Raw genomic sequence first — 22,550 nt, 5'->3', positions numbered from 1 at the left:
GCAGACGCAGGCTTTCGATGACATCGCTGATCGATGTCATCTTCCTGTTGCTGCTCTTCTTCATGCTGTCCTCCACCTTCACCCGCTTTTCCGAGGTCGAACTGGCCGCGGCTGGCGCAGGCGGCGCGGACCGCCCGGAGGCGCCTGTTTTTCTGTCCCTCACCCCGGACAGCCTCCAACTGAACGGCAACACCGCGCACCTCGCCACCCTGCCCGACGCCTTGGTTCAATACCGCGCGGATGACGCCCCCCTGACCGTCCTCATCGCCCTGAAAGGCGCGGTGACCGCCCAACGCCTCACCGATGCTCTGGCCGCCCTGCGCGGCATCAAGGGCCTGCACGTCACGGTTCTGGAGTCGACATGAGGCGCGCGGCGGCAAAACAGGGGCGCGAACCCACCATCGCGCTGATCAACATCGTCTTCCTGATGCTGATCTTCTTTCTGGTGGCGGGCACCCTCGCCGTGCCGCTCGACCCCGATCTGTCCCTGGTCAAGACCACGGAACTCGAAGGCAACGCCCCCGCCGACGCGCTGGTCGTCCATGCCGATGGCCGCATGACACACCGGGGCACGCCAGTGGCCGATGCGACGGCTTTCTTCACCGCCCTGCCGCCAGAGGCGCGCGACAAGGTACGCCTCGTACCCGATCGCGATCTGCCGGCCAAAACCCTCGTCCGTCTTGGCCGCGCCCTGCGCACAGCCGGGGCCGGGCAGGTCGTCATCGTCACCGAACGGGGGCTGCCATGATCCGCTCCTCCGGTATCGCCAAGGCCGCGGCCCTGACGGTGGCCATCGTCGCCCATGGCGCCCTCGTCATGGGCCTCACCGCGACTGACACAACGGAAATCGAAGGCGCGGGCACCACCGCCGATGTCCGCCTCGGCAGCGCCTTCAAGGATCTGGCCGCTGGCACGCTACAGGCACAGACGCCCAGCGCGCAAAGCGCTCCGCCCGCCACAGCTGAGAAAATAACGCCTCAAAGGGCCGAGCCCGCCAAGACCCAAACCGCCAAAGCGGCCGCAAAAGCGCAAACACCGCAAGTCACACCCCCGGCGACGCCGAACGGCACACTTTCTGCCGCCCCGGCCAAAACCGAACCACCACAAAACCCCGAGCCCACAAAGCAGGCCAGCACTCCACGGCCGAACCAAGCCACCCCCGACACCCCCACCCAACGCATCGACGGGGCCGAACCGGAAACACCTGCCGTCACCCGCTCCCTCCGGCCCAAAACCCGAAGCGCCGCCTTCGAGGCCGCCCACAAACAGCGCCCCACGCCGGAACCCAAACGCAAACCCCAGAAAAAGACCGCCAAACCCAAGGCCAAACCCGCCGAACAGGGCAACGCCACCCGCAACGCCCGCGCCGGTGAGGCCACGGGCAAGACCAAGGCCACCGCCCGCCAAAGCGGCAGCGGCGGCAACCAAAAAGAAACCGGCAACGCCGCGGCCAGCAACTACCCCGGCCTGGTCATGCGCAAACTGTCACGCGCTGGCAAACCACGGGTCAATGCGCGCGGCGCCGCCGTCGTCGCCTTCTCGATCGGCGGCAACGGACGGCTTACCTCGGTCTCGCTGGCGCGCAGTTCCGGGTCGTCCTCGCTCGACCGCGCCGCCCTGCGCCTCGTCCAAAGGGCAGGCCCCTTCCCCAAACCACCGCGCGGGGCACAGCGCCGCTTCTCGATCCAGATCAAGGGCCGTTGATTCCACAATACCTGATTTTTTAAATCGGGTATTGAATTTCATGAGCATTTCAGTCAGGTATTCACGCGAAACCTCGCCATGCACAGCCGCATGGCGCTTGAATCCCATGCCAGCAGGAAGGAAACGACATGACCCGTATGCTCTTGGCCACAACCGCGCTCACCTGCGGACTCGCCGGGGCCGCACAGGCCCAGTCCGCCGCCGATGTGCTCGACACCTACGCCAACATCGCCGCCGCGAAATACGAGGACAGCCTGATCGCCGCCCGCGCCCTCGACACGGCCGTGACCACCCTCATCGAAGCCCCCTCGCCCGAGGCGCTTCAGGCCGCCCGCGCCGCATGGCTCGAATCCCGCGTTCCCTACCAGCAGACCGAGGTCTACCGTTTCGGCAATCCCATCGTCGACGACTGGGAAGGCAAGGTAAACGCATGGCCGCTGGACGAAGGCCTGATCGACTATGTCGACGGGGCCTACGGCGGGCCGACGGATGAAAACCAACTGGCCGCGCTCAACGTCATCGCCAACCCCGAATTCACCCTGTCCGGCGACACCATCGACGCCTCCGACATCACCCCGGCCCTTCTGGAAAACGAACTGCACGAGGCCGACGGGATCGAGGCCAATGTCGCCACCGGCTATCACGCCATCGAGTTCCTGCTCTGGGGGCAGGATCTCAACGGCCACGACGACGGCGCAGGCAACCGCCCCTGGACCGACTACGCACAGGGCACGGCCTGCACCAACGGCAACTGCGACCGCCGGGCCGACTACCTTGCCGCCGCGACGGAGCTGCTGGTCACCGATCTCGAATGGATGGCCAATGCCTGGGCCGAGGACGGCGAGGCCCGCACCGCGCTGCTGGATAACGAACAGGCCGGGCTTTCGGCGATCCTCACCGGCATGGGCTCGCTCTCCTACGGGGAGCAGGCCGGCGAACGGATGCGCCTCGGCCTGATGCTCAACGACCCCGAAGAAGAGCACGATTGTTTCTCGGACAACACGCACAACAGCCACTACTACGATGGCCTCGGCATCCAGAATGTTTACCTGGGCGAATACGTGCGCACCGACGGCACGGTCATCTCCGGCCCCTCGCTCAGCGATCTGGTGGCCGCCGAAAACCCCGGCCTCGACGCCGAGATGAAGGCAAAGCTGTCCGGCACCATGATGGCGCTTGGCCGGATCAAATCCGCCGCCGAGGCCGGGTTCGCCTATGACGAGATGCTGGCACGCGGCAACGATGCGGGCGAGGCCCTGATCATGGGCGGGGTCAACGGCCTGATCGACCAGACCCGCTCGATCGAACGCGTCGTGACCGAACTGAACCTCGATCAGATTGCCTTCGAAGGCTCCGACAGCCTCGATAACCCCTCCGCCGTCTTCCAATAAGACACCATGGGGAGGCGCCATCGCGCGCCTCCCGTCATGAGGCCGACATGCGCTCCATTTCCCGTTTCACCCTGCCGCTCGTCGCGGCCCTGTCCCTCACCTGCCCCGCCACGGCACAAGAGGACAACTCCGTGCCTTGGGCCGGGCTGAAAGACATCCACCTCAACGTGATCCCGCGCACCGGGGCCGAGCGCGACCGCATCGCCAAGGTCACCGCGCCGCCCACGGATTTCTCCGCGCCCTGGACCTTCGAGGAAAACAGCGGCGGCGCGCAAACCGTGCGCGCCCGGCAAACCGCCGATGCCTTCTCGCAACCCGCCGCCAACCTGTCTTTTGAACAGGAGCTTGATTTCAAGGTCGGCAACGGGATGTTCAAGCGCCTCTGGGTCTCGCCCCCGGCCTCGACCATCGCCTCAGATGGGCTCGGCCCGCTTTACAACGCGCGGTCCTGCCAACGCTGCCACCTCAAGGACGGGCGCGGCCATCCCCCCGAAGGCTCCGAAGACTCCGCCGTCTCCATGTTCCTCCGCGTTTCGATCCCGGCCTCCGACAGCGCCGAGATCGAAACCTACATCGCGGGCACACACCCCACGGCCCCCGACCCCACCTACGGCACCCAGATTCAGGACTTCAGCCTGCCCGGCCACGCCCCCGAGGCACGGATGCAGATCACCTACGACGAATTCGAGGTGCCCCTTTCGGGCGGCGAACACGCAACCCTGCGCCAACCAACCTACAAGGCCACCGACCTCGGCTATGGCCCGCTGCACCCCGGGGCCATGCTTTCCCCGCGCGTGGCCCCGCAGATGATCGGCATGGGCCTGCTTGAGTCGATCCCGGCGCAGGACATCCTCGCATGGGCCGACCCGCAGGACACCGACGGCGATGGCATTTCCGGCTCCCCGCAAATCGTTCTCTCCGACGTCTACGACCGGCCCATGCTGGGCCGCTTCGGCCACAAGGCGGGCAACCCGACAATTCTGGAACAAACCGCCAGCGCCTTCGCCGGGGACATCGGCATCTCGAACCCGATCCACACCGCAGGCGCGGGCGAATGCACCGATGCGCAAACCGATTGCACCGCCGCCCTGCACGGCGGCAACCCCAAGCAGGACGGGCTCGAGATCGACCAGACCGGCCTTGACCTCGTTACCTTCTACAGCCGCACACTGGGCGTGCCCGCCCGCCGCAACGTGGACGACCCGCAGGTGCTGCACGGGCGCGAAGTGTTCTTCGAGACCGGCTGCGTCGCCTGTCACCGCGCCAATTACGTGACCCACCGGCTGGAACAGGGCAACCCGGCCAGCTTCCAGCTGATCTGGCCCTATACCGACCTTCTGCTGCACGATATGGGGCCGGGCCTGGCCGACAACCGCCCCGAGGGCCGCGCCTCGGGGCGCGAATGGCGCACCGCCCCGCTCTGGGGCATCGGCCTGACCGAAACCGTCTCGGGCCACAGCTATTTCCTGCACGACGGTCGCGCCCGCTCGCTTCTCGAAGCCATCCTGTGGCACGGTGGCGAGGCACAAACGGCGCGGGATACCGTTGTGAACATGCCCCCCGACGACCGCACCGCCCTGATTCGCTACCTGGAGAGCCTATGAAATTTCTCGCCCCCCTCGCCGTAACATGCGCCCTCGCGACCACGGCCCTCGCAGGGGTCGATGACACGCTGGACCAATACATCCTGCCGGGTTTCGATAACTTCGCCAAAACCACCCAAGCACTCTCCACGCAGGCCACGAAAACCTGCCGCGCCAAGGCCCTGCGCCCGGCCTATCAGGCAACCTACGACGCATGGATGCCCGTGGCCGACCTGCGGCTCGGCCCCTCGGAAACCGGCGCGCTTTCCGTCGCCTTCTGGCCGGATTCGCGCGGCTTCACCGGGCGCACCCTGGCCCGCCTCATCGCCGAGAAAGACCCGGTGGCGCAAGATGCCGAAGCCTACGCCGAAGTGTCCATCGCCGCGCGTGGGCTTCTCGCCCTCGAACGGCTCCTCTTCGACCCGGACCTCGCGGATTACAGGCAAGGCAGCTATACCTGCACCCTCGTCACCACCATCGCCGCCGACCTCGACGCACAGGCCCACGCCCTCGCACGCGCATGGCGCAACAGCTACGCCGGCACCCTGCGCAGCGCCGGACAGCCCGGCAACAACACCTACCTGTCAGAGAACGAGGCCCTCCGCGCCCTCTATACCCAGATCCTCTCAAGCCTCGATTTCACCGCCAATCAACGCCTTGGCCGCCCCATGGGCAGCTTCGAACGCCCCCGTCCCGCCCGCGCCGAGGCGCGCCGGTCGGGCCGAAGCCTGCGCAACGCGGTGATGGCCGCCGAGGCCGCCCACGGCCTCGCCACGGCCCTCGCCGACTGGGACCTGCCAGAAACCGACGCGGCCATGGCAAAACTGCACGAGGCCGCCTCGCATATCTCCGACCCCGCCTTTCAGGACGTGACCGATCCACAGGCCCGCCTGCGCGTCGAGGTCCTGCAACAGGCCGTGCACAGCCTGAACGAGGCGATCCAGGTCGAAATCGGCGCCCGGCTCGGCATCGCGCCGGGGTTCAACTCGCAGGACGGGGACTGAAACCATGACAACACGCCGCGGTTTTCTCGCATCTCTTCTCGCCATGGGCGCGGCCCCGCGGCTCGGCTGGGCCGCCGTGGGCGACCCCTCCTACCTCGCCGCCGCCCGCGACCCCGATGGCACCTTCGCGCTCTACGGCCTCGATCGCAACGGCACGGTCACCTTCCGCGTTCCCCTGCCCGCCCGCGGCCACGCGGGCGCAGGCCACCCCCACCGCGCCGAGGCCGTCGCCTTCGCCCGCCGCCCCGGCACCTTCGCCCTTGTCATCGACTGTACCAGCGGCGCGGTCCTGCACCGTCTCTCGCCCCCCGATGGGCAGCATTTCAACGGCCACGGCGTCTTTGCCGAAAACGGCGCCCTGCTCGTGACCAGCGAACAGACGGGCGAGACCAGCGAGGGCCGGATCGGCCTTTGGGATGTCGAGGCGGGCTATACCCGCATCGGCGAGAGACCCACCGCAGGCCTCGGCCCGCACGACCTGCGCCTCATGCCCGACGGGCAAACCCTCGTCGTCGCCAATGGCGGCATCGCCACCGACCCAGCCGACCGCCGCAAGCTCAATATCCCGACGATGCGGCCCAACCTGACCTATCTGACCCTGGGCGGCGCGATCCTCGACCAAGTCGAACTTGATCCCGAGCTTTGGAAAAACTCCATCCGCCACCTCGCGGTGCGCGCCGATGGGCTGGTGGGCTTTGCCATGCAATGGCAGGGTGAAACCGGCACCGCCCCGCCCCTTCTGGGCCTGCACCGCCGGGGCAACGCCCCGGGTCTCGCCCCGGCCCCTCTGGCCGATGAACTGGCCATGCAGGATTATGCCGGCAGCATCGCCTTCAGCGGCCCGGGGGATGAACTCGCCATCACCTCGCCGCGCGGCGGTCGCCTGCACCGCTTTTCCGACAGCGGCGCCTTCCTCGGCCCGGTCTCTCGCCCGGATGTCTGCGGCCTCGCCCCCTTGACGGGCGGCTACCTCGCCAGCGACGGGCTGGGCGGCCTGCTCGCCATCAGCCCAGAGGGCACAACCGCCCTCAATCGCCTGCCCTGCGCCTGGGACAACCACATCGTCCTCCTCTGACGCGGGGCCCCGTGGCCACGACAAAGCCCGCCATGACAGCACAATATCATCGAATGTCAGGAAAGATTGGTGCGGTCGAGAAGACTCGAACTTCCACGGGTGTTACCCCACAGCGACCTCAACGCTGCGCGTCTACCAATTCCGCCACGACCGCACGTGATCAGGTAGGTGGGCGGCGTATACGCAAATCCTTTCACCTTGTGAAGGGCAAAACGCAGGGTTTTTGACCCAGTCGAAACTTTTTCCCCCTGCGCCCGCCTCCGGCACGTCGTTGCCACCTTCCCAAAGCCCCCGGTTCGGGTTAAAGCGCGGGCCATGGTTGAATGGATCACCTCCCCCGGGCTCACCGACTACGAAACAGCCGTCCAGCACATGGAAACCCGCGCCGCCGCCATCGCCGAGGGCCGCGCGGACGAGGCCATCTGGCTTCTCGAACACCCGCCGCTCTATACCGCGGGCACATCGGCCAACCCCGCCGACCTGACCGACCCCGATCGCTTCCCCGTCTACCCTTCCAAACGCGGCGGGCAATATACATATCACGGCCCGGGCCAACGGGTGATCTACGTCATGCTGGACCTCAACCAACGGGGCCGCGATATCCGCGCCTTCGTCAAACAGTTGGAAACATGGGTCATCGCCACGCTCGACCAGTTCAACGTCACGGGCGAGATTCGCGACGGCCGCGTCGGCGTCTGGGTGCGGCGCGACGACAAACCGCTCACCGCCACCGGCCAAACCCCCGAGGACAAGATCGCCGCCATCGGTATCCGCCTGCGCAAATGGGTCTCCTTCCACGGCATCTCGATCAACGTCGAACCCGACCTCGACCATTTCACCGGCATCGTCCCCTGCGGCATCTCCGAGCACGGCGTGACCAGCCTCGTCGACCTCGGCCTGCCGGTCACCATGGAAGATCTCGACGTCGCCCTCAAACGCACCTTCCCGGACAGCTTCCCAAGCTCCTGAAGCCCGCTTTTTCTTGGCCCCAATACCCCGGGGTAGGTTGAAAATCCCATTTTCAACCAAGGGGCAGCGCCCCTTTCCCGCGCACGCAGTGCGCTCAAATCTGCGCGGCGCAAGCCGCTCCTTTCGGCAATGCCAACAAATCCTGAGTCGCAGATGCGACAATTCACCCGAAAGTCGCGCTTGCGCATCGCGCTAGCATACGGTTCATTCGCGCCAACGCGCAGCAGTACAGGACCATCCGGTTCACTCCCACTATTCAAGAGGTTCACAATGAAAACGCTTCTGACCGCTTCCGCGACCCTTCTGGCCTTTGCGGCCCCCGTGCTTGCCGAAGGCGACGCCGCCAAGGGCGAAAAAGCCTTCCGTCAGTGCAAGGCCTGCCACAGCATTCAGGCCCCCGATGGCGAAACCATCGTCCGTGGCGGCCCCGTCGGCCCCAACCTCTATGGCGTGATCGGGCGCACCGCCGGGTCGGTCGAGGATTTCCGCTATTCCAAGGATCTCGCCGCCAAGGGCGAAGAGGGCCTCGTCTGGGACGAAGAAAACATCGTCGAATACATGACCGACCCGTCGAAATTCATCGGCGGACGCTCGAAAATGACCTTCAAACTGCGCAAAGGCGGCGAGGATCTGGCCGCCTACTTGGCGACTTTCTCGGAATAATCCATTTACCTCAATGGGTTAAAAGGGGGCCGACCCGGATCGGCCCCCTTTCTTTTGGCCACCCCCCGGCGCCGGGGGGTGCGACAAAATTATTTGATCTGTGTCAAACTCGTCCATTGCCCTGCCCCGTCCACCATTCTAAAACCTGAATAGATAGAGGGCACGCGATGACGGGATTCGTGTGTTCAAAGACCATCAGCAGGAGGCACACAATGGCAGACGCAGCCATTCACGGCCACGAGCACGAAGATCAGCGCGGGTTTTTCGCCCGTTGGTTCATGTCCACTAACCACAAGGACATCGGCCTTCTTTACCTGGTCACTTCGGCAATCGTCGGCCTGATTTCGGTTATCTTCACCGTTTACATGCGCATGGAGCTCATGGAGCCCGGCGTTCAATACATGTGCCTTGAAGGCGCACGTTTCACCGCGGCCGCGGCGGGCGAATGTACCCCCAACGGCCACCTCTGGAACGTCATGATCACCTACCACGGTGTCCTGATGATGTTCTTCGTGGTGATCCCGGCGCTCTTCGGCGGCTTCGGCAACTACTTCATGCCGCTGCAAATCGGCGCGCCCGACATGGCCTTCCCGCGGATGAACAACCTCAGCTTCTGGCTCTATGTGGCCGGGACATCGCTGGGCGTGGCCTCCCTGCTCAGCCCGGGTGGTAACGGTCAACTGGGCTCGGGGATCGGCTGGGTGCTGTATCCGCCACTGTCCACGACCGAGGCCGGCTTCTCCACCGACCTGGCGATCTTTGCCGTGCACGTCTCAGGCGCAAGCTCGATCCTCGGCGCGATCAACATGATCACCACCTTCCTGAACATGCGCGCCCCGGGGATGACGCTCTTCAAGGTGCCGCTCTTCGCATGGTCGATCTTTGTCACCGCATGGCTGATCCTTCTGTCCCTGCCCGTGCTGGCCGGGGCCATCACCATGCTGCTGATGGACCGTAACTTCGGGACCACCTTCTTCGATCCCGCAGGCGGCGGCGACCCGGTGCTGTACCAGCACATCCTGTGGTTCTTCGGCCACCCCGAGGTGTATATCATCATCCTGCCCGCCTTCGGCATCATCAGCCACGTGATCTCGACCTTCAGCCGCAAACCGATCTTCGGTTACCTGCCGATGGTCTGGGCGCTGATCGCCATCGGCTTCCTCGGCTTCGTCGTCTGGGCGCACCACATGTACACCGTGGGCATGTCCCTGACGCAGCAAAGCTACTTCATGCTGGCCACCATGGTCATCGCGGTGCCCACCGGCGTGAAGGTCTTCAGCTGGATCGCCACCATGTGGGGCGGCTCGATTGAGTTCCGCACGCCGATGCTCTGGGCCTTCGGGTTCCTGTTCCTCTTCACAGTGGGCGGCGTGACTGGCATCGTCCTGTCGCAGGCCGGTGTCGACCGTGCCTACCACGATACCTACTATGTCGTGGCGCACTTCCACTACGTGATGAGCCTCGGCGCCGTCTTCGGCATCTTCGCGGGGATCTACTTCTACTTCCCCAAGATGACCGGCAAGATGTACCCCGAATGGGCCGGCAAGCTGCACTTCTGGGCCATGTTCATCGGCGCCAACCTGACCTTCTTCCCCCAGCACTTCCTGGGCCGTCAGGGCATGCCGCGCCGCTACATCGACTACCCCGAGGCCTTCGCGGTCTGGAACTACTGGTCGTCGATCGGGGCCTTCATCAGCTTCGCCAGCTTCGTGTTCTTCTTCGGCGTGGTGTTCTACGCGCTGACCCGTGGCGCCCGCGTCACCGAGAACAACCCCTGGAACGAATACGCCGACACGCTGGAATGGACCCTGCCCAGCCCGCCGCCGGAGCATACGTTCGAGCAGCTTCCCAAACAGGAAGACTGGGACAAGCAACCGGCGCACTAAGCTTCGGCTAACCTAAAACCCACAAGCCCCGGAGATTCCTCCGGGGCTTGTTTCTTTTAACGTCCCGAGTGCCGCCATGTCCCCCTACACCCTCACCGCGATTGTAGTCTTCGCCACAGCGGCCCTAATGCACGCCAGGGGCGCACGCCCGCCCTGGCTTTTTGGTCTGGCCGGGCTCGGGTTTCTGGCCGCGGACGTGACGATGGACCTGATACCGGCCCTCCTTGATGAAAACCCGCAGCCCCTCCGCATCACATCCACCACCCGAAACGGCAGGCTGCACGATACATACTATGTGGCGTCACAGCTGAACTTCGCCCGCCCCGTCGGCACGCTCCTGCTGGCCGTCACCGCCTTTCTCGCCCTGCAACAGATACTCGGTGCGATGTACCTGCCCCGCCTGACCCGCTGGCTGTTCTGGCCATTCGCGGGCGGGCTGGCCCTCACCCCCATCGTGCAAACCCTGACGCTTGGGCAAATCCCCCGCCGCTACACCGAGGTCGCCGACCGCTTCAGCGCCGCGCATACCCTCGAAGTCACCCTCGCCTATATCACCTATGCCGCTGGCGGGCTCCTGCTGGCTCTTTTCCTCGGCTCCCTGCTCTGGCGGCTGAAAACCGCCCTCCACCGCGCCAAGTGACGCGCCACAGGGCTCAGCCGTCGCATTCACCCTTTCCCGTGCATGTGCCCCCATGCTACCCCGGCCCGCACCAGACGCAGGAAAGCCCATGTCCAACGAAATCCGCCTCGCCTTCGAACACCCCTCGGAACGCGCCGATGCCACCGCCCCCGACGGCCCGCTGGATCGTATCTCGGTCCGCGATCATATCGTCGAGGTCGAGATCGGCGCCTTTCAGGCCGAACGCGGCGTCACCCAGCGCGTCTGCTTCAACGTGGTGGTCGAGGTCCGGCCCATCACCGACCCGCTCGATGACGACGTGGATCGCATCCTCAGCTATGACAAGGTGACCGAGGCGATCGAGGCGGCCCTCGCCGAAGAACGCCTGAACCTGCTGGAAACCCTCGCCGACCGGATCGCCGAACTCATCCTCTGGGAGCCGCAGGCGGTGCGCACCTTCGTCCGTATCGAAAAGCTCGATCGCGGCCCCGGCGCGCTTGGCGTGGAAATCGTGCGCTCGGTCGAAGACCTCGCAACCAAGCCCGTCGCCCCCCTCGCCGACACCACACCGCATCCGCATGTCGTTTACCTGACGAACGCTGCAATCCAGTCACCGAACCTCGGCCCATGGCTCGATCAGCTTGAGGCCCGCGCCGAACCCGTGATCCTCTGCGTCGGCCACGCCGAGGCAGACAGCCCCAAGACCGGCCACAACATGACCCAACGCCGTGTCGATCTTCTGGCGCTGGAGCAAAACGCTTGGGTTCTGGCAGGGCGTGACGACCGCTGCGTCGTCGTCGGCACCCGGACCGAGTTGGACTGGGCCATGAAAAACGGCCAGATCAGCGTCTGGGCGCCCTCCAAGATCGTGCTCGATGCCGTCGATGGCCCGGAAACCGGCCCCGACGATCCCGTGGCGCTGGCCGCGTGGTTCGCGGGTCATATCGAGGCTTCCGACCTTCTCCTCATCGGGGAAACCCCGCCCCCGGCCTCGGCCCCCGTACCTGTCCTCATTCAGGACATCGCACAATCGGGCCTTTGATCGAACCGCCCCGGGCTTGACCCGGGGCCTCATGGCCCAATAAAGGGGCATCCCCTGCAAAGGACGCCCCGATGACCACCTATTACCGCCCCATCCCCCGCACCGACCAAACGCGCCCCGAAGGCGCGCTGCCTCTCGCCGGTGGCTGGACATGGTTCGACACGGTCGAAGTTCTCTATCGCGACGCGCCCTCCCGCCTCCTGCCCGCCACAGAGCTGCCGCAAGAGGCCCGCGACCGCCTCACCGCGCCCCGCGCCCCCATCGCGGGCCTCGCCTTCGACGCGCCGCACCTCATGGGCATCCTCAACGTCACCCCCGACAGCTTCTCGGACGGCGGGGAACACGATGACCTCCGGGCCGCGCTGGCCCACGCGGCGGACATGCAGGCCCAAGGGGCCACGATCATCGACGTGGGCGGCGAAAGCACCCGCCCCGGCGCCGAGGAAGTCGCGATTGACGAGGAAATCCGCCGCACCGCCCCGGTGATCGAAAGCATCCGCGCCGCCTCTGCCGTGCCGATCTCCATCGACACCCGCAAGGCCGCCGTCGCCCGCGCTGCGCATGAGGCGGGGGCGTCGCTCATCAACGACGTGGCGGGCTTCACCTTCGATCCCGCCCTCGCCCCCTTCGCCGCCGAGGCCGGTTTGCCCGTCTGCGTCATGCACGCCCAGGGCACGCCCGACATCATGCAGGTCGATCCGCGCTACGATAACGTGGCCCTCGACATCTACGATTATCTGGAAGAGCGGATCACCGCGCTTGAGGCCACAGGCATTCCGCGCGCCCGGATCATCACCGACCCCGGTATCGGCTTCGGCAAAACGCTGGAGCACAACCTGACGCTTCTGCAAAACCTCGCGCTTTTCCATTCGCTCGGCTGCCCCATCCTTCTTGGGGCCTCGCGTAAGCGATTCATCGGCACTCTCGGCGGCACCGAGGAGGCCCGCCACCGCGCCCCCGGCTCCATCGCCGTGGCATTGGCCGGGGTCGCCCAAGGGGTGCAGATGCTGCGCATCCATGACGTGCGCGAAACCGACGAGGCGCTGCGCCTCTGGCAGGCGGCGACATTGGGTCAGGCAACCTGACTCACCCCCTCGGTCTCCGCGAAACACCTCGAATGTCGTACGACTCGTACGAAATATCCCGGCGACCCTGTGATTTTCGTACGAAACTCGCGTACGAAACGTACGACTCGTACATAGGTTAACGACGTCTGAACAAGCGGCTGAGCGCCCCGTATTGGCTCAGGGCTACCCCGCACAAGATAAGTGCCAAAGCCGTCAAAAGGCTTGGTGGCAAAGGCTCGGACAGGATCAAACCGCCCAGCACCACCGACCAGACCGGCACTTGGTAATTGACGAGGCTCATAAACACCGGCCCCGCCGTACGGATCACCAGAACCCGCAACAGGCTTGCCCCGGCGGTCGGCACCAATCCAAGAAAAAGCAATATAAACAACGTGTTGCGATCCACTGTTGGGGGCGGGCCCTCGATGCCCCATGCTGCGGCGACCACGATCACCGCACCGATCAGCAGCGTCACCGCGTTCAACCCGATCGAGTCCACATCCGGCAAAAGCCGCATCTGGACCGAGCTCAACGCATAGCACGCAGCCGCCGAAAGGCAGGCCAAACGCCCAAATGGCTCAAGGAATTCCCCTGTTGTTTCAAAGGCTTGCCCACCGATCAGGATCACCACGCCAACAAACCCGATGACGAATCCCAAGGTCTTGCGAACCGTCAAACGCTCTCCCGGCACCAGGAAATGCGCCAAGGGCAAAACCATCAGGGCCACCCCGGCCATGGAGACACCTGCAAAGCCGGAGGTCACATATTGTTGCCCCCAACTGAGCAACATGAAAGGAACGGCCGAGGACAACGCACCAATGATGATGAGCCGGAAAATATCTGGTTTTCCAATGGGTTCTACGAATAACTTAAAGCCCCGACACCCCCAGAATGCGATCATCAACAGCGTCGCGAAACCAATCCGGGCAGCGGCCAACCAGAAGGGCGTGATCCCTTCCAGCGCCAACTCGATCACCATGAAGGTCGCGCCCCAAATCAGGCCCAAGGCCGCCACCATCACCCAGCTCTGAGCGGTGATATCGGGAAGATTTTCCTTTTTAGTCAATACTTTGATCCCCCCGTGACAGGACGTCTCGTTTTATCTGGAAACTGACCGCCCCACGTTGTCACGCAGGTAAGCAACGAAAGGAGCGTACCATGAACATCTTTGTGATACCCATTGTGACCCTGACACTCATGGCCCTTCTGGGCCTCTTCGTCCTGCGCAACAATGCCAACGAAGAAGACGAGCACGACCCTCACCGTGTCAGGGTTGAATAAGTGTATCGCAAGGCTTGAAAACTTGCCGATCCGGCCCTGTGGGGCCGGATCAAGTTCATTCAGTAAGATACTGAAACTTAGTTCTTTTCTTTATCGACCATCTTGCCGGCCGAGATCCAGGGCATCATCGCGCGCAGTTTCTCACCGACCTCTTCGATCTGGTGTGCGTCGTTCATCCGACGAGTGCCTTTGAAGAAGGGCTGCCCCACGGCGTTTTCCTGCATGAAGTCACGCACGAACTTGCCCGACTGGATATCGTGCAGGATCGCCTTCATCTCTTTCTTGGTGCGCTCATAAGGCAGAACCCGCGGACCGCTGACATACTCGCCATACTCGGCTGTGTTCGAGATCGAGTAGTTCATGTTGGCGATGCCGCCTTCATAGATCAGGTCAACGATCAGCTTCACCTCGTGCAAGCACTCAAAGTAAGCCATTTCAGGGGCATAGCCCGCCTCAACAAGGGTTTCAAAGCCCATGCGGATCAGTTCGACAACACCGCCACAAAGAACCGCCTGCTCACCGAAGAGGTCGGTTTCGCACTCTTCCTTGAAGTTGGTCTCGATGATACCCGAGCGGCCACCACCGATGGCCGAGCAGTAGCTGAGGCCGATTTCGAGGGCTTTGCCCGAGGCATCGGTGTCCACGGCCACAAGGCAAGGCACGCCGCCGCCTTTGACGTATTCGCCGCGCACGGTGTGACCGGGGCCTTTCGGGGCCATCATGATCACGTCAACGCCTTCTTTCGGCTCAATCAGGCCGAAGTGCACGTTCAGACCGTGGGCAAAGGCAATTGCCGCGCCGGGCTTGATGTGGTCGTGCACATATTTCTTGTAGGTCTCTGCCTGAAGCTCGTCGGGCATCGTGAACATCATCACGTCACACCATGCTGCGGCTTCGGAAATCTCTTTGACTTCAAGGCCTTCGGCCTGCGCCTTCTTGGCCGAGGCCGAGCCCTCGCGCAGGGCCACACAGAGGTTCTTGGCACCGCTGTCGCGCAGGTTCAGGGCGTGGGCGTGGCCTTGGCTGCCGTACCCCAGAATGGCGACTTTCTTGTCTTTGATCAGGTTGATATCGCAATCGCGATCATAATAAACGCGCATGGCGCTCTCCTTTTCTGCTTGGATAGCGTCATCCTAGCGATCCTCCCCGAGGATGCAGAGCAAAAGACATTTATAATCGCCAATTTTCGTGATAATCATGCGCTGTTTGATTAATCATGGCGAACTTCATGCTTGACGACATCGATAGACGCATCCTGCGCCATTACCAACACGACCCCAGCCTGTCGGCCGCTGACCTGGCCGACCGCGCGAACGTGACCACGGCCACCTGCGCGCGCAGGTTGGAGCGGATGCAGGCAAATGGCGTGATCCGCGGCAACTACGCGGTAATCGACTGGCACGCGCTTGGTTACGAGGTCGAAGTGTCCCTGCGTGTCACGCTTGACAAGACACAGCCACGCGCCTTCGAGGAGTTCACAGAGAAGGCGAAGAACATTCCAGAAGTTGTTGAAATTCAATCATTCTTGGGTCGCGTCGACCTACGCCTTTCGGTCATCGCACGGGACATGCAGCATTATCAACAGCTGTACCGCACGACGATCCTGACCTTGCCGCATATTGCGGATATCGAGGCGCTGATGCATGTCGCGCGCCTGAAATCAGACGAGGTTCTGCCGCTATGACCGACCTCGACACCACCGACCGCCAGTTGCTTCGAGAGCTCAGTCGTGACGCCACCCAAAGCGCCAGTGCCCTTGGCCGCAAACTGGGGCTGTCGCAACCGGCCACATGGCGCCGCATCAAGCGCCTCCGCGATGCAGGCGTCATCCGCGGGCAACGCCTTGATCTGGATGCGGAAAAGCTGGGATTCGGGGTAACGGTCTTTCTGGGGGTCAAACTTGCCACCAAGGGCCGTGTCAGCCTTGATGACTTCGAACGCGCGGTCTCGGCCATCCCCGAGGTGCAAACGGTGGAACACATCCTTGGCCTCTACGACTACCGCCTGCGCGTCGTCGCGCGGGATATTTCGGATTTCGAGCGGGTCTTGAGACGCCGCCTTATGACACTTCCCGGTGTCGGGGACATCGAGGCGAATGTCCTTTTAAGCGAGGAACGGCGCCCCGGCCCGATTGGCTGACCCAAGAGGATCGATTAATTTAAAACATGTCGCTTCCGCGCATGGACATATGATTTCTATTGAGGTCAGTTACCTGCACACACTCACGTGCAGGAGCTTGGAATGACCGCCCTTCTTGATCACATCGACCCCGACGGCCTTCTGGAATACTCGGTGGTCTTCACCGACCGCTCGCTCAATCACATGAGCAAAGCCTTCCAAAAGGTGATGACCGACATCTCCGGGATGCTGAAAGAGGTCTACAAGGCCGATGCGGTGGCCCTCATCCCCGGCGGCGGCACCTACGCCATGGAGGCCGTGGCCCGACAGTTCGGCCATGATGCCCATGCCCTGATCGTGCGCAACGGCTGGTTTTCCTACCGCTGGACCCAGATTTTCGAGGCTGGAAAATTCACCTCCGACACGACCGTTTGCATGGCCCGTCAAACCGGCAATGGGCCCAAAGCCCCTTTCGCCCCCGCCCCGATCGACGAGGTCTGCACCCAGATCCGCGAAGCCAAACCCGATGTCGTTTTTGCCCCGCATGTAGAAACCTCCGCCGGGCTGATCCTGCCCGAGGATTACGTGACCGAACTGGCCAAGGCCGCGCATGAGGTTGGCGCGCTCATGGTGCTGGATTGTATCGCCTCGGGTTGTGCATGGATCGACATGCAGAAAACGGGTGTGGATGTCCTGATTTCGGCCCCGCAAAAGGGCTGGTCGGCCTCGCCCTCGGCCGGGCTTGTGATGATGTCGGAACGCGCGCTTCAGCGATTGGAGAACACCACCTCGAACAGCTTTGCAATCGACCTCAAGAAGTGGCACCAGATCATGCAGGCCTATGAAAACGGGGGCCATGCGTATCATGCCACCATGCCCACCGATGCCCTGCGCGCCTTCCGTGACACCATGCTGGAAACCCGCGATTACGGTTTTGAAAAGCTGCGCGAGGCACAATGGGCCTTGGGCAATGGTGTACGCGCCATGCTGGCCGAGAAAGGCGTCACCTCGGTCGCCGCTGAAGGCTTCGGAGCGCCTGGGGTGGTCGTAAGCTACACCGATGATCCCGACATTCAGAACGGCAGCAAATTCGCCGCCGAAGGCATGCAGATTGCCGCCGGTGTACCCTTGCAATGCAATGAGCCCGAGGGCTTTCGCACCTTCCGGCTTGGTCTGTTCGGGCTGGATAAACTCTATGATGTCGACGGCAGCCTGAACCGCCTGAAAGCGGTGCTCGACAAGGTGATTTAAACGCTCAGCCGCGTGCGCCAAGGCCCAGTTGCATGAGGGTCTTGCGCACCGGGGCCAGCGAGTAAATCGCGTTAAGCCCCATGGCGCGCGCATCGCGCAGAGGCTTGGCCCGCATCATCGAGGCACGGTTCAGCACGTCGATCCCTGTCACTCGCGCCTTCACCTCAAGGTGACGGCGACGGTGATAGGTAGCCAGCATTTCGGCATCGCCCAACCTGTCGGGGTTCGCCTGCGCCAGTTCCAAAAGCACGCGCATATCCGCAAGGCTCATGTTCAGCCCCTGCGCCCCGATGGGGGGCACCACATGCGCGGCCTCGGCCACAAGCGCCACACGCTCGGAATACATCGTCTCGGCCAACTGACTGATGATCGGCCAGACGGTTCGGTTCGACGCCAATGTCAGCGGCCCGAAAAGCAAGCATGACCGTTCGTTCATTTCTTGCTCGAACTCGTCTTGTGGCAAGGCCGCCAATCGCTTGACCTCGGGCCCTTCCTCCATCCAGACGATGGCGGACGAAGGACGCCCCTGGTAATCCGGCAGAGGCACAAGGGTAAACGGCCCGCCCCAGCGGTGTATCTCGGTCGAGACATTCTCGTGCGGGATCGGATGTGTCACGGCAAAGGCAAGGGCCTTTTGGCCGTAGCGGGTGGTGGTCACCTCGATCCCCGCCGCCTCGCGTACCGGCGAGTTACGGCCGTCGGCGGCGATCACCAGCTTGGCCCGCAAGCGCGAACCATCCGACAGCTCGACCCGCGCTTCGCTTTCGCGGGTAAAGAGCGACTTGAACCCGGTGCCCGGACGAAACTCCACGGTCTCAAGGTTTTCAAGCTGCGCGACGAGTTCGCGCCGCAACAACCAGTTGGGCAGGTTCCAGCCAAAAGGTTTTTCAGAGATGTCCGAGGCATCGAATTCCTTGACGATGCGCGGCTCGGACACGTCGCCCCCCGCGTCCACGATGCGCATGACCTGCAAATCGGCCGCATGGGGCGCAAACCGCTCCCACACCCCCGCTTGCTCCAGAAAGGCCTGCGACGGTTGCAGGAAGGCGGTTGTGCGCAGGTCCGATCCCTGTGCATCCCGTTCGGTCACCGGCGGGGCGGGATCAACGCAGACAACGGAAAACCCTGCTGCACCGAACACTGCCGCCGCGGTCAGGCCGGCAACACCCCCTCCGGATACGACGATGTCGACGTGTCTCGTGGTCATGGTGCGGCCCTCCTTTTTTCGAACGAATGCCCTATCCGCGCGAGATCAGCAACAAGATCCCCATCATCACGGGCACCATGGCCAACGCCGGAATGTAAAGCCCCGGGATGCCCCATGTGGCAATACTCAGGCCCCAGCCGATCATGGCTAACAGAACCGTCACCAATATTTTCGCGGCAAGACGCCCCTCCCCCGTTGTGGATGCGGCATGGGACATGGTGTCGTTATTGGTCTGGGTATCGGTCGCGGTCATTATCGCCTCTTATCGGGTTGAACTGCCCCTTACATAGGCGCCACGCCCCCGGGCGAAAGGCGCGTTTCGACGCAGGCAGGCGGTCAGACGAGTTTGGCCAGGAAATCACTCAAGTCAGCGGTATGATGGTGAATATAAGCCGCGTCATGTGCCTTTGGGGCGACGTGGACGGTGCGCATCCCCATATCATGCGGGGCGGCAAGATTGCGGGGGTCATCCTCGAACATCGCGGCGCGGGTTGGCACCACGCCGTCGCGTGTGAATATGGCATCGAAGGCCGCGCGCTCGGGTTTGGGGCGGTAATCGGCATGCTCGACCCCATAGACCGCATCGAACACCCCGGACAACCCGCGCCGGTCGATCACTCTCTCAGCATAGGGGGCGCTTCCATTGGTGTAGACGATCCGGCGCCCCGGTAATGCGGTAACACGTGCACGCAACTCGGGGTCGGGCGTGAGCGCGTCGAAAGATATGTCATGCACCGCCTCAAGATAATCCTGCGGCTCCATGTCATGTTCGCGCATCAACCCGGCAAGCGTGGTGCCATGGTGGCGCCAATAGTGATCCCTCAGGCGGTCGGCCTCTGCGCGTCCCACGTTCAGCCGCCGCATGACGTAATCGGTCATTTTCACCTCGATCTGGTCGAAGAGGCGCACACTTGGGCAATAGAGCGTGTTATCGAGGTCGAAAACCCAGGTTTCGACATGTGAAAAGTCCTGTTTCGGCATGGGCCGAAGGTAGCCCGCCGCGACAATGGGCGCAATGTACCAAGGCTTGATCGTATGCGCCCCGGGGCGTACGGTTTGCCGATAATAAACACGCAGGGACGGAACCAATCATGAAAGCGCCGCAGAAAGACGCCTATACGCTCATCCTCGAAGCGATTGACATGGGCGTTTACAAGCCCGGGGACCGTCTGGTGGAAAGCGACCTGGCCGAGCAGTTCGGCATGTCACGCACGCCGATCCGTGAAGCGCTGCAACGCCTTGAGACACAATCCCTTCTGACACGGGATGGGCGCAGCCTTATTGTCGCGTCACTGGATCACAACCAATTGGCCGAGCTTTACGTTGTCCGCGCTCAACTGGAGGCCCTCGCCGCCAACCTTGCCGCACGCCATGCCACCGATGAGGAAGTGCGCGTCTTGCGCGACATGGTCGAAGACGACCGTCACCTGATGAACAATCCGCAGGCCATGGCCCGCGCCAACCGTCGGTTTCACAAGCAGATCCACCTTGCCTCACACAATCGGTTCCTCGTGCAACAACTTGATCTCGTGCATCGGTCCATGGCCCTGATGGCGACAACATCACTGGCTGCCGCCGGTCGCCCCGAGGATGCGATCAAAGAGCATGACGCCATCGTCAAAGCCATCGAGGCCCGCGATTCCGAAACCGCCGGTGAAGCGCTCAAGGCGCATATTTCAAAGGCCTTTGTAACCCGCCTCAAGCTTGACTCCGGCGAGGTCGATAGCATCGTCTGAACCCTTCTCCCTCACCTCCTGCAAGGACAGCCCGTGGGTGGTTTTTTCCCAGAAGAAGGGTTTGGCGATCAATTCGTAGAGCGCTTTGTAGGCCGCTATGGACCCCAACGGGATATAGAAATGCATCGTCGGAACCCAGGCGATCAAGTGCCTGTGGCGTGACCCCGAAACAGCGACAAGGTGTATGGCTATATTGATCGCCTCGATCATCAGGAACAACGTGCCGAAAGCCACCAAAACATCGCGGTGCAAGATCGTGTCAAGCGGATGAGGCAACCCGAACAGCACAAGCCAGAAGGTCCACAAGAACGGGGCCAGCAAGAACTGCGACAAGGCCGTGATGAAATGCGCCTGAAAACCCCAGAATTTCCAAGCCCCCAGTTGCCGGTACAGAAGCCGGGGCCGTCGCATGTGTACGAGATAGGTGGTCATATACCCTTTGAGCCATCTTGAGCGTTGCTTGACCCATGGCCAGAGGTGGCAATTCGCCTCTTCCCCCGTGACCGTGCGGACCATCTCAGTTCGATAGCCGTGCCGCGCAAGGCGAAACCCCAAGTCGGCATCTTCCGTAACATTGTGCGCATCCCAGCCGCCAAGCTCTTCCAGGACCTTTCGGCGAAAATAGAGCGTCGTTCCCCCCAAGGGGATTGCAAAGCCCAGTTTTTCCATGCCCGGTAAGATCATGCGAAACCACGTCGCATATTCGATCGTAAAACAGCGCGCCAACCAGTTCTGTCGCGCGTTATAGTAATCCAGAACACCTTGCAGGCAAACGACGTCATCAGGTACCTCCTGAAACCGGCGCGCAACAGTGGTGATCTGGTCCGGGTCAGGTGCATCCTCGGCATCGAAGATGCCCACGATATCCCCCTCGCAAAAATCAAGCGCATAGTTCATCGCCCGCGGCTTGGTTCGGGGTTGGCCATCGGGAACGACCACGGCGCGCATCCACGGGGGAAGGTCGATGGAAGCCAGGGTTTCGCGCGTCGTGTCGTCCTCCTCTTCGAGGATAAGAACGACATCCAGAAGACATTTGGGGTAGGTCAAACGTGAAAGCCGGGCGATCAGGTGATGCGCGATCTCGGTTTCCTTGAACAATGGGACAAGGATCGAGACCTTTGGCAGGGGCGTCTTGGGAATTTGTGGCGCATTTGTCATGGTCTCTCCTGCGGTCACCATGCGCGCAACGAAAGACGCTGTTTTCATGATGGCCGAGACAATCAAGGTAAAGGCCGCCCACGCCACGAAACACCCCAGAACGATCGCGGGAAAACTCCATGCAACAGCGGCCAAGAGCGATAGAAGCCCAAGACTGGCGGCCAAGCGGTGCGCCCTGCGCTGGCCCCATGTTCGACAGCTTTCGACACTGGGAACACGGGATTGCGCAAGAACCGTGAGTTCGGCGCGATTTCGGTTGGCCGCCTCGTTCTGAACGATGCGAGGTTCCGCGATCAGGATGCGCTGTGGGTCCACCCTGCCCTGTGTGTCATTCGCCTCGTGGGTCGCGACATTGGCGGGCTGCCCAGTCACGACCGCCTTGGTGCCATCCCGGTCATAAACGGGTAACATGCTTCGCTTTATCAGGGCTCTTGGGTCTTCCCCCACTTCACGCCCATCAAGCGCGTTAATTTCCTCACGCGTCAATCGGCGGCTGTTAAGCCTGCGGGCATGAACGTCAAGCAAGTCGTCCTGTCGGGCGAGCCCTTCTGCCATCAACACACGATCAAGCGTCGCATCGCAGTGGCGCCGGACAATACCGGCCAAGGCCATATCGCTTCTGTCGATCACACCTTGGCGAACCAGTTCGCCGCCAAGTGCGTCAAAGGCATCATCCCCCTCTTCGTACAAGGGCGCGGCCTGACGCAATTCCGAGATTCCCATATCTTATCCCCTGCTTCCCCCGTCGGGCAGCTTGGACAAGTTTGGTTAATCCAACGTAAACAAGAAGTTAACA

At 62.8% G+C, this 22,550-nt stretch carries 24 protein-coding genes and 1 tRNA gene; 18 read left to right on the top strand and 7 right to left on the bottom strand.

From position 1 onward, the window contains the following. Window positions 1-17 precede the first annotated feature (17 nt). From FDP25_RS14335 to FDP25_RS14305, 7 genes are all read left to right on the top strand, one after another. Entirely contained in the window at window positions 18-365 is a 348-nt protein-coding gene (locus tag FDP25_RS14335; protein WP_154153765.1) for an ExbD/TolR family protein, read from the top strand. Next, complete coding sequence (locus FDP25_RS14330) at window positions 362-748, top strand: ExbD/TolR family protein (RefSeq protein WP_154153762.1); 387 nt, start codon at window positions 362-364, stop codon at window positions 746-748. The genes FDP25_RS14335 and FDP25_RS14330 overlap by 4 nt, the downstream gene beginning before the upstream one ends. Then, window positions 745-1,704, top strand: coding sequence for an energy transducer TonB family protein (locus FDP25_RS17350; protein WP_154153759.1), 960 nt, complete (start codon window positions 745-747; stop codon window positions 1,702-1,704). Before FDP25_RS14330 ends, FDP25_RS17350 begins: the two co-directional genes overlap by 4 nt. Before the next feature lie 128 nt (window positions 1,705-1,832). After that, complete coding sequence (locus FDP25_RS14320; protein WP_154153756.1) at window positions 1,833-3,095, top strand: imelysin family protein; 1,263 nt, start codon at window positions 1,833-1,835, stop codon at window positions 3,093-3,095. A gap of 47 nt (window positions 3,096-3,142) precedes the next feature. Then, window positions 3,143-4,699 (top strand): di-heme oxidoreductase family protein, encoded by a 1,557-nt coding sequence (locus FDP25_RS14315; RefSeq protein ID WP_154153753.1) that lies wholly within the window; start codon window positions 3,143-3,145, stop codon window positions 4,697-4,699. After that, on the top strand, window positions 4,696-5,682 hold the full coding sequence (locus tag FDP25_RS14310; protein WP_154153750.1) for an imelysin family protein: 987 nt from the start codon (window positions 4,696-4,698) through the stop codon (window positions 5,680-5,682). The genes FDP25_RS14315 and FDP25_RS14310 overlap by 4 nt, the downstream gene beginning before the upstream one ends. A gap of 4 nt (window positions 5,683-5,686) precedes the next feature. Further along, window positions 5,687-6,757: a DUF1513 domain-containing protein gene (locus tag FDP25_RS14305; RefSeq protein WP_154153747.1), complete on the top strand. Its 1,071-nt coding sequence runs from the start codon at window positions 5,687-5,689 to the stop codon at window positions 6,755-6,757. A gap of 67 nt (window positions 6,758-6,824) precedes the next feature. Here the strand turns inward: FDP25_RS14305 and FDP25_RS14300 are convergent. After that, window positions 6,825-6,911, bottom strand: a tRNA-Leu gene (locus tag FDP25_RS14300). A gap of 161 nt (window positions 6,912-7,072) precedes the next feature. Here FDP25_RS14300 and lipB point away from each other — a divergent pair. From lipB to folP, 6 genes are all read left to right on the top strand, one after another. After that, window positions 7,073-7,726 carry a lipoyl(octanoyl) transferase LipB gene (gene lipB, locus FDP25_RS14295; protein WP_154153744.1) on the top strand — a complete coding sequence of 218 codons (654 nt, stop codon included), beginning with the start codon at window positions 7,073-7,075 and terminating at the stop codon, window positions 7,724-7,726. Window positions 7,727-7,996: 270 nt separating this feature from the next. Next, entirely contained in the window at window positions 7,997-8,389 is a 393-nt protein-coding gene (locus FDP25_RS14290) for a c-type cytochrome (RefSeq protein ID WP_154153741.1), read from the top strand. A gap of 212 nt (window positions 8,390-8,601) precedes the next feature. Beyond that, window positions 8,602-10,275, top strand: coding sequence for a cytochrome c oxidase subunit I (gene ctaD / locus FDP25_RS14285; RefSeq protein ID WP_154153738.1), 1,674 nt, complete (start codon window positions 8,602-8,604; stop codon window positions 10,273-10,275). A gap of 76 nt (window positions 10,276-10,351) precedes the next feature. Next, complete coding sequence (locus FDP25_RS14280; protein ID WP_154153735.1) at window positions 10,352-10,915, top strand: hypothetical protein; 564 nt, start codon at window positions 10,352-10,354, stop codon at window positions 10,913-10,915. 88 nt (window positions 10,916-11,003) lie between these two features. Then, window positions 11,004-11,936: a dihydroneopterin aldolase gene (locus FDP25_RS14275; RefSeq protein ID WP_154153732.1), complete on the top strand. Its 933-nt coding sequence runs from the start codon at window positions 11,004-11,006 to the stop codon at window positions 11,934-11,936. A gap of 71 nt (window positions 11,937-12,007) precedes the next feature. Continuing rightward, complete coding sequence (gene folP, locus FDP25_RS14270; RefSeq protein WP_154153730.1) at window positions 12,008-13,021, top strand: dihydropteroate synthase; 1,014 nt, start codon at window positions 12,008-12,010, stop codon at window positions 13,019-13,021. Between the two features lie 118 nt (window positions 13,022-13,139). Here the strand turns inward: folP and FDP25_RS14265 are convergent, their stop codons facing one another. Then, on the bottom strand, window positions 13,140-14,021 hold the full coding sequence (locus FDP25_RS14265) for a DMT family transporter (RefSeq protein ID WP_154155013.1): 882 nt from the start codon (window positions 14,019-14,021) through the stop codon (window positions 13,140-13,142). 140 nt (window positions 14,022-14,161) lie between these two features. On the opposite strand from FDP25_RS14265, the gene FDP25_RS17345 reads away from it, so the two are divergent. Beyond that, window positions 14,162-14,284: a hypothetical protein gene (locus FDP25_RS17345; protein ID WP_281350484.1), complete on the top strand. Its 123-nt coding sequence runs from the start codon at window positions 14,162-14,164 to the stop codon at window positions 14,282-14,284. Window positions 14,285-14,361: 77 nt separating this feature from the next. On the opposite strand, the gene ilvC is transcribed toward FDP25_RS17345, so the two are convergent. Next, window positions 14,362-15,384, bottom strand: coding sequence for a ketol-acid reductoisomerase (ilvC, locus tag FDP25_RS14260; RefSeq protein ID WP_154153727.1), 1,023 nt, complete (start codon window positions 15,382-15,384; stop codon window positions 14,362-14,364). A gap of 128 nt (window positions 15,385-15,512) precedes the next feature. On the opposite strand from ilvC, the gene FDP25_RS14255 reads away from it, so the two are divergent. The 3 genes from FDP25_RS14255 to FDP25_RS14245 all read left to right on the top strand — a co-directional run bounded on the left by FDP25_RS14255 (window position 15,513) and on the right by FDP25_RS14245 (window position 17,653). Next, window positions 15,513-15,968 (top strand): Lrp/AsnC family transcriptional regulator, encoded by a 456-nt coding sequence (locus FDP25_RS14255; RefSeq protein ID WP_154153724.1) that lies wholly within the window; start codon window positions 15,513-15,515, stop codon window positions 15,966-15,968. Next, window positions 15,965-16,423 carry an Lrp/AsnC family transcriptional regulator gene (locus tag FDP25_RS14250; protein ID WP_154153722.1) on the top strand — a complete coding sequence of 153 codons (459 nt, stop codon included), beginning with the start codon at window positions 15,965-15,967 and terminating at the stop codon, window positions 16,421-16,423. The genes FDP25_RS14255 and FDP25_RS14250 overlap by 4 nt, the downstream gene beginning before the upstream one ends. Window positions 16,424-16,525: 102 nt before the next feature. Then, window positions 16,526-17,653 (top strand): aminotransferase class V-fold PLP-dependent enzyme, encoded by a 1,128-nt coding sequence (locus FDP25_RS14245; protein ID WP_154153719.1) that lies wholly within the window; start codon window positions 16,526-16,528, stop codon window positions 17,651-17,653. Window positions 17,654-17,657: 4 nt separating this feature from the next. Here the strand turns inward: FDP25_RS14245 and FDP25_RS14240 are convergent, their stop codons facing one another. From FDP25_RS14240 to FDP25_RS14230, 3 genes are all read right to left on the bottom strand, one after another. Further along, on the bottom strand, window positions 17,658-18,860 hold the full coding sequence (locus FDP25_RS14240; RefSeq protein ID WP_154153716.1) for a UbiH/UbiF family hydroxylase: 1,203 nt from the start codon (window positions 18,858-18,860) through the stop codon (window positions 17,658-17,660). Between the two features lie 31 nt (window positions 18,861-18,891). Further along, entirely contained in the window at window positions 18,892-19,113 is a 222-nt protein-coding gene (locus FDP25_RS14235; RefSeq protein WP_154153713.1) for a hypothetical protein, read from the bottom strand. 83 nt (window positions 19,114-19,196) lie between these two features. After that, window positions 19,197-19,841, bottom strand: a complete 645-nt coding sequence (locus tag FDP25_RS14230) for a pyrimidine 5'-nucleotidase (protein WP_154153710.1) — start codon at window positions 19,839-19,841, stop codon at window positions 19,197-19,199. Window positions 19,842-19,951: 110 nt separating this feature from the next. Here FDP25_RS14230 and FDP25_RS14225 point away from each other — a divergent pair, with 110 nt between their 5' ends. Continuing rightward, window positions 19,952-20,596 (top strand): GntR family transcriptional regulator, encoded by a 645-nt coding sequence (locus FDP25_RS14225; RefSeq protein WP_154153707.1) that lies wholly within the window; start codon window positions 19,952-19,954, stop codon window positions 20,594-20,596. Here the strand turns inward: FDP25_RS14225 and FDP25_RS14220 are convergent. After that, complete coding sequence (locus FDP25_RS14220) at window positions 20,537-22,477, bottom strand: glycosyltransferase (RefSeq protein ID WP_154153704.1); 1,941 nt, start codon at window positions 22,475-22,477, stop codon at window positions 20,537-20,539. The genes FDP25_RS14225 and FDP25_RS14220 overlap by 60 nt on opposite strands. Window positions 22,478-22,550 lie beyond the last annotated feature (73 nt).

It is taken from the genome of Roseovarius bejariae, from assembly GCF_009669325.1.
GTDB classification, from domain to species: domain Bacteria; phylum Pseudomonadota; class Alphaproteobacteria; order Rhodobacterales; family Rhodobacteraceae; genus Roseovarius; species Roseovarius bejariae.
This window is presented reverse-complemented; position numbering and strand designations above follow the sequence as displayed.